Origin of the sequence: Prolixibacter sp. NT017, assembly GCF_009617875.1 — a bacterium.
In the GTDB taxonomy this organism is placed as follows: Bacteria; Bacteroidota; Bacteroidia; order Bacteroidales; family Prolixibacteraceae; genus Prolixibacter.
This window is the reverse complement of the sequence record NZ_BLAV01000001.1, coordinates 1,448,354-1,463,139: the sequence shown is the minus strand read 5'-3', so window position 1 is coordinate 1,463,139 and position 14,786 is coordinate 1,448,354. Positions and strand designations below refer to the sequence as shown.

Below are 14,786 nucleotides of genomic sequence, written 5' to 3'. Positions count from 1 at the left end.
ATTATCCATTGGTTTTCTAATACTTCCAAAAATCAGGTTTCACATTCGTCCCTCCTCTTTCGAGACAATCGAAACAGCGTCTTTCGCCTGCTGCCATGTGATACTGACCATTCGGCAAAAGAGTACCTTGAAGATAAACAGGAAAAGAGGAAGCGGGATAACTTTCGATCGGATTTCTTGGGGTTATTTCATCCAAATTGCAAACCATTTCAACAACTGGATCAGGGGCTGGTCCCACAAAAATCCTTTTCTTACTGACTCCACTTACAGAAAAAAAACCCAATGCAACTTGGTTTGGATTAGAAACACAGTTAATATTTCCCCGAATCATGTATGGTTGCGTTTCATAAAAACTACCGGTCTTTTGAGTTTGTTTTTCCAAACCACTCCAAAAATCGTATGCTTCCGCCGAAAGGGAATACTCCGTGACCAATACACTATATCGCCACTTTAATCGTTCACTTTCAGTGGAAACAAAACTTAACTTGACATTCTTTAATATATCCCCAGACATATCACGAGTTGTCCCGGTAAAAATGCCTGGAACTTCCAGCGTTTTCCAACATTTGCTTCTGTCGTTAGGAAAAGAAAAGAAATGCAAAGCTCCATCCCACATAAACGTAACTTCATATGGCGCATGATATTCCCAGGTTTCTTCCATACTCCAGCGATAATAGCGTGTATTGTTGGTCGGGTCACTAGCATTCACATAGAACTGGTATCCTTTCAGGCCGTCATAATTCTCAATGGTAATCTTTGTCTCGTATCGGGCGGTTACACTATCAATTTTGGGTGCCGGTTTCAGCTTCTGGTAATCCGATTCAAAAACTTCTCCATCATTCGCGATTACTCGCAACATATAAGCTCTTCCATATTGCAGATCGCCTTGGTAAAACTCAGCTTCATATTTACCATTACCTTTCCCGGCATAAGAATAGATGTTTCCCTCGTCATCCTGAACCGTGACAGTACATCCATTCTCTGCGATAAACTCAGCATCATTATAGTTAAAACTACGCGAAACAGAAATTACCTGTGTTCCCACCTCATCAGTCAATGTACCATCGACGACTAACAAGTCGGAGTATTTTTTTATTTCAGGGGTAAAAGGCTCCACACATCGCTGAAACAAAGCCCCTCCAACCAATACTGCCAGTAACAATACGTATACCTTATTCACTCGCATAGTTACCCAATTTAAAGTTCCAGGTAAGTGTCAGAATCGGCACACCGAAAATAGATTGTTTGTATCCCTGAATGTTGCCATCCACATTTTTAAAGTACACTGAGTAAGCATTTTTTCTTCCCGTAAGATTATATACACCGACCATCCAGGAACTGTGAGCCAGTTTTTTAGCGACCAGGTTTCCTTCAATATTCAACGAGAGGTCAACACGGAAATAATCGGGTAACCTATATTCGTTCCTGAGAGAGTAGTTCAACACTTTTTTTCCGTCGATGTAATAAATAGCACTCGGGTAGGTTATTGGACGACCGGTGTAATACACCATGTTGCCGGAGAAACTCACGCGGCGGCTCAAGCGGTAATTGGTAACCACATTCACCGAGTGAGGAATATCGTAATTAGCCGGATATTCTTTTCCTGAATTAATCTGATCTTCAGGGAACTTACTATCTACTTTTACCCGGGCATGCGAATAGGTATAGCTGATCCAGCCATTCAGTTTTCCGGCTGTTTTACGCAGCATCAACTCCAATCCGTAAGCATCCTGTTTTCCCTGAACCACGTCGGTTTCAACCCAGCGGTTTCCAATTAAATCAGCACCGTTTTTATATTCAACCAAATGATTCGCCTTCTTGTAATAAGCTTCGATAGAGGTTTCCAAATGCTTATCGGGAAAGTTCCGGTAAAAACCGGCACTAAACTGATCTCCGATCTGAGGACTAATGTGCGAATCAGTCAGCTTCCACTGATCGTTCGGAGATAACGCAACCGTGTTGCTCAGCATGAAAAGATACTGACGCATCCGGTTGTAGGACAGCTTCACTGAGCTGTTTTGTCCCACCAAATAATTCAACGCCAGTCGCCATTCGGGGCCATGATACGATTGAATAATATCACCTGATTTGTAACCTACTGTGTCGACAACCGTGTTCTCATCCAAAGGAGCATCGGGATAATAGTTACGAACTTTATTGGGCCCTAGATAAGCGTAATAGCTGTATCGGATTCCGGCATCCACAGTCAGGTTCGCTCCAATTTTCCATTCATCACTTAGGTAAAGAGCATCCTCTGTTCCATATTCCCTTCCAAGGTTGGTATAATAACGCAGCGATTCATTTCCATAAGGATTCAACGCCCCCCTGTCGAGATCGTAATAAATAGCAGAAAGACCAAAACGTAGCAAATGGTTCGGAGCCACATTGTAATCAAAGTCGCTCTTCATCTCATAATGCCCTATCGAATAGTTCTTCGTATAAGCATTCAACGGATCTTGCTCCTCAGTATTAGCATAGGAATATTCTCCGAAAGCACCACTGAATGTGCCCGTAAAACGTTCGTTGAAAAGGTGTCTCCAAAGTAGTGAGCCTCCTTTATTGCTGTACTTGAAGTGACTGTTGGTAGAAAGCGTAAACCTATCGTGACTATAGTAACCGAAGAGTTGGATATGGTTGTTCCGGTTTGCCTCAAGGCTGAAGTTGGTCGCAATATCGTAAAAACCGGCATTGCTGTTTTTCAAATCAGGGTCTTTCAGCCGTCTTAAAATCCAGTCGGAATAGGTCGAACGCCCACCGATGACAAATGAACCTTTGTTTTTAACCAGCGGCCCCTCCACCGAAAGCCTTCCGGTAATCGGGCTGATTCCGCCACGTGCAGTAAATTTCTTACTGTTGCCTTCGCGGGTCGAAATATCGAAAATGGAAGCCAGACGACCACCAAAACGGGCCGGGATATTACTTTTGTAGAAAGAAAAATCCCTTACTATATCCGGGTTAAACGCCGAGAAAAAACCAAACAAGTGCGAGGTATTAAACACCGGAACCCGGTTAATGTAGAACAGGTTCTGGTCGGCAGGACTTCCACGCACATTCAACCCGGAACTACCTTCACCAACCGATTGAACCCCCGGCAACATACGAGCAACCTCCAGCAAATCGCTTTCGCCCATTACTACCGGAATTTCCTTGATTGCTTTCACATCCAAACGCTGAAATCCCATCTGGGTGCCGCGCACGTTGTGAAATTTATTGGCTTCAATTACCACTTCTTTCAAAGGAATAATGTCCTTCTCGAACTGGAAGTTATAATGGGCATTTTGCCAAATCTGCAGGTTATAAACCTGTTTCTGCATTCCCATGCTACCCAACTGAAGCGTATATTTTCCGGGGGGCACCACCAGACGATAATACCCCTGGGCATCACTGACGACGCCGTCTTTCAATTGTTCCACGTAAAAAGTTGCCCCAACCAATGGTTCTCCACTTTCAGCGTTGGTTACACGTCCGGTAAGATACACCCGCTCGTTTGGCTTTTTAATGTGTTCCCGCCCAAAAACAATCGTCTTATTCTTTTTCTCCTTGCGCCCCTCCAGGTAGCGCTTTTCAACTTCCGTAATGCCTCCTTTTTGGCTTTTACCGCCAGAAGCTTCTATCAACTTGTCGGGTAAAGCTGTAACCATGTCCCTACCTTTCATCACATAAATGTCGCGATAGGCATCGATATAAAAACGAAGATCCGTACCCAGAAAAGCACGGTGCAAAACTTCCCTCATCGACAAGTCCGAACCCGAAGCGTGCTCCAGTTGGATATTCTGCACCCAATCTTTGCGATAATAGAAGTGAACCTCTTGTTGAGATTCAACCTTGGAAACAAATTGTTCAAACGTTAATCCGTTATAATCTCCGGAAAATACGATATCGTTATCCTGGTTTTGCGCCCTGAGTTCAGGCACCAGCATACACATTATTACGATTCCCCAGATAATGCTGGTAATTCTCATGCGTCTTTCAGGATATTAAGCAGGTTATTAAAGTCTTCGTTAGAAATAGCTGAGAATGATTTCCTGTGTGCACGGAAATACTTCTTCAGCTCTTTTTTCTTATCAGGAAAAAGTTTTTTTATGGCTCCCCGGTTCCGGATATCAAATACCTTTCCATCGCGTTCGAAGTAATATTTGCGGTAAGCTTTTGTATAGGCATAGTGATTGGTTTGTGTTCCCTGGGGGATCTTCAGGTATTTAATATACTTGATTAACCAGCGAAATCCTTTGTTCCCGACCACCTGATAAAATGATGCAGGCAACCGATCGTTGTCAATCCACTCAAAAGAATAACCACCTTCAAGAGTAAAACTATGAATAAACTCTCGCCGCAAAACAATCTGACTCACGCCTCCAAATGAATTAATTACTTTCAGCACGAGCTGCTGATCAGCGATATCATATTTCAATTCAACCGGAGAAAAATTATCGTTTTTTACCTTTACGGAACCACGGCGAAATGTATTTTCTCCCATGAACGGGTATCCCGTAGCATTATAATGCAGGTTGATGTACAAAACTCCGTTGACCAGCAGATCATTTAAGCCATACATCTGGTCATACTGCTCATACTGCTTTTTCAGATTATCAACCGAAGCCTTCTGGGCCATTAAATAAAACGGCAGACAAAGCAATAAGAGAGGCAGTACTCTCCTTAAAGAATAAAACAACATTTAGAATCTTTAAATCAGTTAGTTACAATACACACAATATAAAACCTCAGTGGTACAGATTCTCTCCGCTTCCGCTAATTCAATTTATGCGGGAAAAATCGTTTCAGTGTCTGAAATGCTTTTGATAGGCGCATTTTGGATTTATGAAATTAGTGAAACAATTCGTTTAAACAAAGAATTTTCAAAACATAACTAACATAAAATTAAACATAAGGAAAAGATGAATAAAATGGCCGCATACGTTTTATTTATACGGCCATCTTCTAGATATCTCCAAACAATTATTTTATTTCCAACGCACCATCCATTTCTTTATCAATGGCAGGACGACCTGTTTTCATCCATTTCGGTTCTGCAGTTCCTTTCAGGTAATGGTCGAAGAATTGTTTCATCCGGATAGACAAATCCATTCTGTCGCCCCAGCTATCAGCTTTCAGGTTATGCGGCTCGTCATTGTAGCTCAGCATCCAAACCGGCTTATTCAGTCTGCGCAGTGCCACAAAATATTCAATACCTTGATACCACGGAACTGCCGTATCATGATCATTGTGCATCATTAGCAGCGGCGTTTGAACCCTGTCGGCATAGAACAACGGCGAATTCTCGAGGTAGCGCCACGGTTTATCCCACAACGTTCCTCCCAAGCGACTCTGGGTATGCTCGTACTGGAACATTCGGCTTAAACCGCTTCCCCAGCGAATACCGCCATAGGCACTCGTCATGTTGGCCACCGGAGCACCCGCCATGGCAGCAGCAAACAGGTTGGTCTGCGTCACCAGGTAAGCCGTTTGATAACCACCCCAGCTTTGTCCCTGCAAAGCCATGTGCTTCGCATCCACAAACGGGTATCTATCCATCAACGCTTCTACCCCACTCATAATGCAGTTGTAAGCGCTTTGTCCCGGATAACCGACGGTATAAACGATATCGGGAACAAAAACAAGGTAATCGTTGCTGGTGTAAAACGGCTTATTAATGATGGAACGGCTCGGCCCGGGAGTCCAGTAACGATGGAACGAGTCGGAACTCCGTTCATAGAAATAAATCATCATAGGATACTTTTTCGACGGATCGAAATTTTCGGGCTTATACAATATTCCCTGCAACTTCACTCCATTCAGATTGGTCCAACTCACCAGTTCTGCGGAGCCCCACAGATAATTCTTCTGCTGCGGCTCGCCATCCGTTTCTTTCTGGTAGCTGGCAAACCGGTCATCTGTTTTCCAAACATCGGGGTAGTCGGTGAACGATTCCCGCGTGAATATGATTTGCGGGGCATTTTTTGCTTTCTCGGTTTTCCGGAACATGTAATCATCCCAAACCAACATATCGGGCACAGCCTCCTTATTCATCCGTAAGGAAGCATAACCAGCCTGCTTGGTTTCTTCCTGGAAAACCGAAAGCAATGCCGGAATTTTCGTCGAAATATATTCTTCATCCGGATTCAGTTTCACATACCGGAATTCCATCTGATGCTTGCGTCCGTATCCTTCGGTTAGATTAACCGGTTTTTCCTTTCCCGATGGATCAAGACGCCAAATGTCATATCGATCATACACGAAAACATACTTATCATCTTTGCCCCATCCGGCAATCCCATAAGGATAAGCCGGTGTTGGCATATCGTTCAGTTCGTCGTACATCGGCACCTTTACCGACTTCGTCAGCGCCAGTGTTTCCAACGTTTTCGTATTCACTGAATAGTAAGTACTATCCTGGTAATTGTAGTAAACAAAGTAATGCTGAGCCGGTCCCAGGCGTCCCCGCCTAACACCTTTTACCAATAACTTCCTCTCTCCGTTCGCGATATTAACCAGGTAAAAATCCGAGCGCTCCAGGCCAGTCCAGGACATCGCTCTTTCGTAAGGTACAGGGTCGATACCGACCGCATACGCCTCTTCTCCGGTTCTTTTTGTCCGAACCGTTTTCAGCTTTTTGTCCGCCAGCTGGGTAATTGTTTTTTTCTCTACATCGTACACGGCCAGATAGGTGCGCTTCTTCTCGCTTTTCAGCTTAATCTTCTGACGGGGCTGCAATTGCTTATCAGTCCATGACCAGATATCCAGACGGGCCTTTTCGCTTTTCATCAACGTGTCCTTTGGCTCCGGTTCCGGTTTCGGTGCCGAACCAAAATACAGGCGCTTCCCGTCTTTTGAGAAATCCAACTTCCCATTTCCCGAAGGAGCCCAGCCTTCTGGCAAAGTCGCGGTCAACGTATCAGCAATTATCGATGGGGCTGCATCAACTTCTGACAGGTACAAACTATAAGTTTTGTTTTCAACCGTATCTTTCGATAACAGGAAAGCTCCGCGGTCACCGACCTCACTGATGGCAATCTCGCCCGGGAATCCTTTCCCTGAAAAGGCAATGCGCCTTTCTCCACTTTTGGTATCAAAATAGTTAACGGATGCCAGGTTTGCTGTCGAATCTTTCTTTTCTGTCGTAAACATCAGCGTATTTCCGTTTTTCGACCAGGCATACTCTTTTACATCGCGAAAGACCAACGTATCAGTCAGGCCCGGCTTGACAACCACCAGATTGCCCGATTCCTTTTTGTCCTTCTTCTTCTTTTTGTCCCCGTCGGGTTGATCTGCCTTCGTTGAATCAGCCGGACTTTCAATCTTTCCATCCGACATAAATGCCACCCAACCGGCTCCTTCTTCGGGAATTTTAAACGATTCAGCCTTGGGATACTTTACCACCTGATGGGTTTTAAAGGAATAAATCCCGATGGAATCCTGCGGCTGCTTATCCTTCTTGAACTTCTCCACTTCCGCCTCGCGACGGAGCGCCAGCTGAGGTTTAATTTTAAACGTCACGATGGAACTGTTTCCGGACAACTTAGCATCGTATCCCCGGGCAATGGTGTCAATGCGGCCGCTTGTCATATCCTTCACAACGAGATTGCCATCCCCGTGGCCCGGGTTCAGTTCGTAAACCAGGTACTGCCCATTCTCCGATATTTGCGGCTCACGAATGTGCTTCCAGGTATTAAAATTAGCGGTGGTCAATGGTTTCTTCTCTTGCTGAGCATATACGCCGGCAGCAAACCACACGAGAAACAAAGAAAGAAGTAATTTTTTCACAAGTAAAGATTTTTCCAGTTTCAAATTCGAATACACACGTTTCCTTCCCTGCAAGGGAAACAATAAAAATATAAAAATTAGCAGAATCAGGCAGCATACCAACACCCACGCTCTTCACGGATCTCCGGATACAACAAGAGAACCGTCATTTAGATTGATTATGTTATAAAACAATCCTTTTCACCTTAAGCACTTCAAATTAAGCAAGTACCCCTATGCTTCAAATTGATATCTCTCTTTATGCATACAAAACATGCTATAAAACGTATAAAACAATGAACATTATGTGGCTTTACACACTTCTAAGTTTATATAATTCTACGTATCTTGAAGAGAAAAGGCCTCTGTTAGATTCAATTTAAAACAGGCCGCCATAGCGGGATTCACAATAGCATGTAAAACAATACTGAGCTACAACAGAATTGCATTGTATAAACACTTAACCTGACATAACATGAAAAACTATCTTCTCATATCCATCATGGCCCTGGTCGTTTTTGCTGCCTGCAAGCCTGGTCATAAAAAGGAAGCACAGCGAAAAGTTGCCATGGAGACCGACACCGTTATTTCGATTCCGGCCCATACGGTGAATGTATACTACTTTCACGGCGACAAGCCCTGTACAACTTGTCAAACTGTAGGTAACGCTACGAAAGAAACGGTGATGAAATATTTTGCCGATTCGGTAAACGTACATTTCATCGATGTGAACATTAACCGCAGGCCCAACCGAAAACTGGCCCGTTATTACCACATTACGAATACGTCTATCGTTATTGCCGGGCGCGAAGGTTATGACAACCTGACGAAAGAGGCTTTCGATTACGCAGTTAAAGAGCCCGAAAAATTTCAGGGACTTTTAAAAGAAACTATTATGCAACGGGAAGAGTATAACAGATAATAATCGTAACCATACCCATTCATTCCCCTATTGTTTGTTCACAACAAACGGCAGGGGAATTTTTTGAGAAAGACTACAGCCAGCCCTTGCGATGGAAATACCAAAGGGTTAAAACAGAGGATGCCAGCATCAACACAATGGCAAACGGATAACCAAAACTCCAGCTCAGTTCCGGCATAATCCGGAAGTTCATGCCATACATACTGGCAATTAAAGTTGGCGGCATAAATACCACGGCCACCACCGAGAACATCTTGATGATTTTGTTCTGCTCGATGTCAATCAATCCCATCAGGGTGTCCTGCAAAAACTCGAGACGTTCGAAGCTGAACGCCGTGTGTTCCAGCAACGACCCTGTATCCTTCAGCATGATGCGCAAACGTCCCTCCTTCTTGTTCACAAAACGCTCGCTCTTCAGGATAGCCGACATCACCCGCTGCTTGTCCATAATATTCTCACGCAGCAACATGGTAGCTTCCTGCAACTGGGTAATTTGCAGGATGCTCTCTTCGTCCAAATCCCGGTCGATACGGATCTTTTTACTGATTTGATTGATGCTTCGTCCCACGGCCTCCAACAGATCGGCATCATAGTCGATACGCACATCCAACACGAGCAGAAACAAGTCGTATCCGTCCATATCGGTGACCGATTGTGCCTGAAGACGACTGTACACATTCTTGAAAGAGTCGACCTTATCGTAGTGATAGGAAAAGAGGATCTGGTGCTTGATGATGAAGGAAACCGGCATGTAATCGTATCGTCCGTTTTCCATTTTCATGTAATTGGAGTTGGCAATAATGGTATCATCCGTTTCGAAGTAGCGGGAACTACTCTCGATCTCTTCGGCTTTTTGCCAACTCAGCAGCTTGATGTTGTATTGGCTTTCGACTTGTTTTCGTTCCTCAGGAGTCGGGCTTTCCAGATCAATTCCGATAATCTCTTTATCGCCAAAATCCGAAATCGAATCCCGGACTTTCTCCATATGAACTCTTCCATTTTCCTTATACAGGAATGTAATCATAAGCTGCAGGATTTGTTTATTAGACAAATACCCCTTTACATGCCGGCCATCAATCTCCGGAAAAAAACGACATCATAAAACATCATTTTACAGATTCACAGCAGGTCTGAACCGGGCTACACAAAATTAATAAATTCGGCGGGGCGAGCACTACCCTGCCTCTTCCTTTTTCCGTAACCGAAAAAGGTTTACTCGTTGGCAAACCCGTATAACATCGCGATATCTTCGGCCCAGGCTTCCGTGTTAGGCGTCTCCAAAATAATGGGAATATCGTCGAAACGGTCGTCCTGCATCATCCGGCGAAAAGCCTCCTTCCCGATAAAACCTTTGCCGATAGCGTCATGCCGGTCCACACGGCTCCCCAGTTCTGTCTTCGAATCGTTCAGGTGAATGCCTTTCAGATATTTCAATCCGACAGCCTCGTCCAACTTTCGGAAAGTCTCTTCATAGCCTTCATCGGTAATCAAATCGTAGCCGGCAGTAAAGGCATGACAGGTATCAATGCAGACGCCCACGCGGCTTTTGTCTTCCACCTGGTCGATGATTTCCGCCAGCTGCTCAAACGAAAAACCGAGGTTCGTTCCCTGTCCGGCCGTGTTCTCGATTACCGCCGTCACACCCTTCGTTTTCTCCAGCGCCAGGTTAACCGAGCCCGCAATCTTCGACAAACATTCTTTCTCAGAAATCTTTTTCAGGTGACTTCCCGGATGGAAATTCAACAACGACAAGCCCAACTGTTCGCAACGCTGCATCTCGTCCAGAAAGGCATCCTGCGACTTTTTCAAACCTTCCTTTTCGGGATGCCCCAGGTTAATCAGGTAACTATCGTGCGGCAGGATGTGCTTCGGATCGTAGCCGTACTTCTTACAGTTGGCTTTGAAACCGTCGATGTTTTCCTGCGTTAACGGTTTGGCCACCCATTGCCGCTGGTTTTTGGTGAACAAAGCAAAGGCTTTCGCCCCGATGGCATGCGCATTCGCCGGTGTATTCTCCACGCCTCCTGCTGCACTCACATGTGCTCCAATGTATTTCATCAGTTTATCATTTATTTTCAATTGCCTGATGGAACTAGTCCCGACGTTTCGGGACTCGTTTCATATTCTTAATTTTCTCCTTTAACGAAAAACAAAAGACAGCCCACAAGCTATCGTCAAATCTGTTTTTCTTTCATCCTGATAAAGGATTAACAAAATAAAAAGTTCGTTTCTGTTAAACAAAATAATTAACAATGTATGTAAGGTCTTCGCCTGTTGTCTGCTTTACAAAGGCCAGAGACACTCTCGATTTTGTAAATAAAAAGGAAAACACCATCTTGGCGTCATCAAATGATTATTTGAGCAAACCAAGATGAAAAAGAATCTATTCCTGCTTATCCTGCTGACTGCTATTCCGTTTTGGAGCAGTGCACAGCAAAACAATCAACAAAACAACCAGAAAAAAGAGATAAAAACCGGATGGAATATGGGCGCACTACCGGCCATTTCGTTCGACAGCGACCTGGGCTTCCAGTACGGAGCGGTCGTCAACTTCTTCAATTACGGCGACGGCAGCAATTACCCCAACTACAACCATTCGTTGTATTTCGAAGTTTCGCATTATACCAAAGGCAGCGGAACTTACCGTTTCTACTACGATTCGGAAGCATTGATTCCGGGCATCGAGCTGACCACCGACCTGAGTTACCTTCCTGACCAGGCATACGATTTTTACGGCTTCAACGGCTACGAGGCTGTGTACAATAAAAACTGGACCGACGACAAATCACCTGATTACCGTACCCGGATGTTTTACAAATTCCATCAGAAACTCTTCCGGTTCAAAACCGATATCCAGGGCGACTGGGGCGATTCGAATTTCCGCTGGCTGGTCGGTTTCAACCTGCTCAACTTCAACATCAGCTCGGTGGATGTCGATAAACTGAACAAGGGAAAAAAGGAAGCCGACAAACTGCCGCCGGTGAGCGAGCAGCCCGGACTGTACGAAAAATACCAGCAATGGGGAATCATTTCGGCAAAAGAAGCCAACGGAGGATTTGTTCCGATTGTGAAAGCCGGACTGGTGTACGATACCCGCGACAATAAACCGAACCCCATGCACGGCATCTGGGCGGAAGCCGAACTGGCCACCGCACAAAAATTCATGGGTGCCGAAAGCAGCTTTACCAAACTATCGATTACGCAACGCCAATATTTCACTATCGTGAAAAATGACCTGTCGTTTGCCTACCGCATCCAATGGCAGCAAACCATTGGCGGTCACGCGCCCTTTTACTACCAGCCACAAATTATTGCTTCTGCACTCCGTGGCTCATCCTCATCGGGATTAGGAGGTGCCAAAACACTGCGGGGTATACTGAGGAACCGCATCGTGGGCGACGGGTTTGTGATGGGTAATACCGAACTGCGCTGGAAATTCGCCCGGATGGAGAAATTCAAGCAACATTTCTACTGGGGCCTGAACGGATTCCTCGACTTCGGCCGCGTGGTGAAGAAGATGGACATCCAAAACAAGATTTCCAACATGAACGAGCCGATGAACCAGTATTTCAATTTCGGTGCTGAGAAGATGCATTACAGTGTCGGTGGCGGACTGCGCCTGGCCATGAACCAAAACTTCATTGCAGCGCTGGACTACGGTATTGCCCTCGACAAACAGGATGGTGATTCGGGTATTTACATCGGTCTGAATTACCTCTTTTAGAAAAAGCATTTTTACTACGACATACCATGATTGGGTTCGACAACGGCTTGTTCAGGGAACTACGGGTTATCTCGGTTCCGGTCACCAGCATCTCCATTAACCGGGGATACGGGGCCTTTGAGTTTTTTGAAGTCATTAACGGAAAACCGTTTTACGGGGAGCGGCACGTCGAGCGCTTCAAACATTCCCTCCGACTGTTGAAGCTGACAATTGATTTCCTGCCCCGTCTGCCGAAGACTATAGAGGAGATAATCCTGCACAACCGCATGGAACACGGTTACATCAAGATGTTTGCGCTGCCCCATACACCACGCACCGGAGACTTTTATCAGGCTGCCCTGTACATCTTCCCAACGGAAATGCCACAGTACGCACCATCGCTCTATGAGCAGGGAGCCCATCTGGCGTTGAAAGAGTTCAGCCGTTTTCTGCCGGAAGCCAAATCGACCAACTACCTGGCCGGGCAATTCTGGGCCGATGAAGCGACCGACTCCAGAACAGCAGACATTTTGTACCACAATGGTAAAACGGTTCAGGAAACTTCGCGTGGAAATATCTTCACAGTGAAAAACGGAAAGGTTATCACACCCAAAGAGAACATTTTAAAAGGAGTAACCCGAAGCATTGTTTTGGACATTCTCCGGGGACGCAAACTTAGTTATCAGGAGACTGAAATCAGTTTAGAAAATCTGATGACAGCCGATGAAGTGTTTCTGACCAGCACCACCAAACGAATCATGCCCATTGTGCAGATTGACGGAGGAACCATCGGCAACGGGCAGCCGGGAGCCATCACCCGCCAAATCATGGATGAATTTCAGCGGATTAGGAAAGATTACTGATAACCGCGAATGCCGTTTTATGAATACACTGCTATAAGCCGTGCGTTCATGGAGACGCAAAGCATTGCGTCTCTACCATATGCCGATATCACTAGCCGGCTTTCGGTTGAAACGACAACTTTTTCTGCAAAGACGTATACGCAGCCAACTTGTGGCGATACCCCAGATTCAATGGCAATAAAGCCCGGAGAACGGTTCCCGTATGCAGATATCCGGATGCTCTTCTCACCCGCTGGATAATGCGATCGTACCGGTAAAATTGCTGTTGGAGCCAGGCCGTCCCGTTATGCAGCTCCCTCACACTCATGTTCAGTGGCTGGTGTACCACATGGAAGAAATCGTAGTGACTCCAATCCTTGTCGAAGATGCGGCCTTCACTGTCCAGCTGTTCAAAAAGCGGCGTACCCGGAAAAGGTGTCAAACGGGTAGCCTGAAGGACCTCGATATTGGCTTCCAACAGAAAATCGAGGGTATCGGCAAATACATCAGGCCCCTCGTGGTCGCTGCCGAAGATGAACCCTGCAAAAATGCCAATACCGGCCCCATGAAGTTTCTTCACTGCTTCGAGGTAATCCACACGTTTATTGCCCAATTTTCTCCAGCTTTCCAGGCTCTGCCGCGAAAGCGACTCAAAGCCGATAAACAGTCCCCGACAACCGCTCTGAGCCGCCAAACGAATTAATTCCTCGTCTTCGGCAATGCTGATGCCACATTGGCTATGCCACCGCTTTTTCAAAGGAATCATGGCTTTGAATAATTCCCGGGCATATTCCTTGTCGAGCGCAATGTTATCGTCCATGAACAGCACTTCGCGGCCCAGGCCTTTCAACTCTTCCACCACTTCGCCTACCGGCCGGGTACGCAGCTTGTATTGGTTAAAACGTGCCACCGAACAGAACCCGCACCGGTTAAAACATCCGCGTGTGGCCTGCAATGTATTGGTGGTAATGTAGGCCCGCTGGCGGAGCAGGTTCCGGTCGGGTACCGGCAGGCCTGTCAAATCGACCAGCGGACTTCGGTAGAATCGCTTCAACCGGCCATTCATGTAATCTTTCATCATGTGGGGCACGTTGCTTTCGGCTTCACCAATACAAACAGCATCGGCATGCTGAATTGCCTCGTCCGGCATGAACGTAGGATGATAACCACCGAAAATAACGGTCTTGCCTTTTGCCCGGAACCGATCGGCAATTTCGTAAGCCCGGGGTGCATTATAGGTCATGAACGAGATGCCGATGATATCTGCATCGTCATTAAAATCGACCGGCTCCACATCTTCGTCAACAATCTTTGTTTCAACGTACGAAGGCATGGAAGCAGCCACATACAAACTGGCCAGCATGGAAAATCGGAACACGCCGGAATTAGCCGGACGTTGATGGACGCCAATGCGCCACAACGGAGAGGTGGGATTAATCAGGGTAAACTTTATTTGGGATCCCCGATGCATGGCTGTAGGTTTCGTTTCTGTAAAGTTACGGGACTTTCCGACAGGAACAGATACGGGATTCATAAATATTCAGGGTCCATCCAATCGCACGGTCGAATGAGCATGGTC

At 45.8% G+C, this 14,786-nt stretch carries 10 protein-coding genes; 3 read left to right on the top strand and 7 right to left on the bottom strand.

Annotated features, from left to right (window positions below):
* Positions 1 to 16: 16 nt before the first annotated feature.
* From GJU87_RS05980 to GJU87_RS05965, 4 genes are all read right to left on the bottom strand, one after another.
* Positions 17 to 1,186, bottom strand: coding sequence for a DUF4249 domain-containing protein (locus tag GJU87_RS05980; RefSeq protein ID WP_153638690.1), 1,170 nt, complete (start codon positions 1,184 to 1,186; stop codon positions 17 to 19).
* On the bottom strand, positions 1,173 to 3,962 hold the full coding sequence (locus GJU87_RS05975; protein WP_153638689.1) for a TonB-dependent receptor: 2,790 nt from the start codon (positions 3,960 to 3,962) through the stop codon (positions 1,173 to 1,175). Before GJU87_RS05975 ends, GJU87_RS05980 begins: the two co-directional genes overlap by 14 nt.
* Entirely contained in the window at positions 3,959 to 4,612 is a 654-nt protein-coding gene (locus tag GJU87_RS05970; RefSeq protein WP_153638688.1) for a hypothetical protein, read from the bottom strand. The genes GJU87_RS05975 and GJU87_RS05970 overlap by 4 nt, the downstream gene beginning before the upstream one ends.
* A gap of 344 nt (positions 4,613 to 4,956) precedes the next feature.
* Positions 4,957 to 7,761, bottom strand: a complete 2,805-nt coding sequence (locus GJU87_RS05965; protein WP_153638687.1) for a prolyl oligopeptidase family serine peptidase — start codon at positions 7,759 to 7,761, stop codon at positions 4,957 to 4,959.
* Between the two features lie 454 nt (positions 7,762 to 8,215).
* On the opposite strand from GJU87_RS05965, the gene GJU87_RS05960 reads away from it, so the two are divergent.
* Positions 8,216 to 8,662 (top strand): nitrophenyl compound nitroreductase subunit ArsF family protein, encoded by a 447-nt coding sequence (locus GJU87_RS05960; RefSeq protein WP_153638686.1) that lies wholly within the window; start codon positions 8,216 to 8,218, stop codon positions 8,660 to 8,662.
* 73 nt (positions 8,663 to 8,735) lie between these two features.
* Here the strand turns inward: GJU87_RS05960 and corA are convergent, their stop codons facing one another.
* Entirely contained in the window at positions 8,736 to 9,686 is a 951-nt protein-coding gene (gene corA, locus GJU87_RS05955; protein WP_153638685.1) for a magnesium/cobalt transporter CorA, read from the bottom strand.
* A gap of 188 nt (positions 9,687 to 9,874) precedes the next feature.
* Positions 9,875 to 10,720, bottom strand: coding sequence for a deoxyribonuclease IV (gene nfo, locus GJU87_RS05950; protein WP_153638684.1), 846 nt, complete (start codon positions 10,718 to 10,720; stop codon positions 9,875 to 9,877).
* Between the two features lie 313 nt (positions 10,721 to 11,033).
* On the opposite strand from nfo, the gene GJU87_RS05945 reads away from it, so the two are divergent.
* Positions 11,034 to 12,386: a BamA/TamA family outer membrane protein gene (locus GJU87_RS05945; protein ID WP_153638683.1), complete on the top strand. Its 1,353-nt coding sequence runs from the start codon at positions 11,034 to 11,036 to the stop codon at positions 12,384 to 12,386.
* Between the two features lie 26 nt (positions 12,387 to 12,412).
* Positions 12,413 to 13,228, top strand: a complete 816-nt coding sequence (locus GJU87_RS05940) for an aminotransferase class IV (RefSeq protein WP_153638682.1) — start codon at positions 12,413 to 12,415, stop codon at positions 13,226 to 13,228.
* A 91-nt stretch (positions 13,229 to 13,319) separates the two neighbouring features.
* Here GJU87_RS05940 and GJU87_RS05935 read toward each other — a convergent pair whose 3' ends face one another.
* Entirely contained in the window at positions 13,320 to 14,678 is a 1,359-nt protein-coding gene (locus tag GJU87_RS05935; protein WP_194831456.1) for a B12-binding domain-containing radical SAM protein, read from the bottom strand.
* Positions 14,679 to 14,786: the final 108 nt, after the last annotated feature.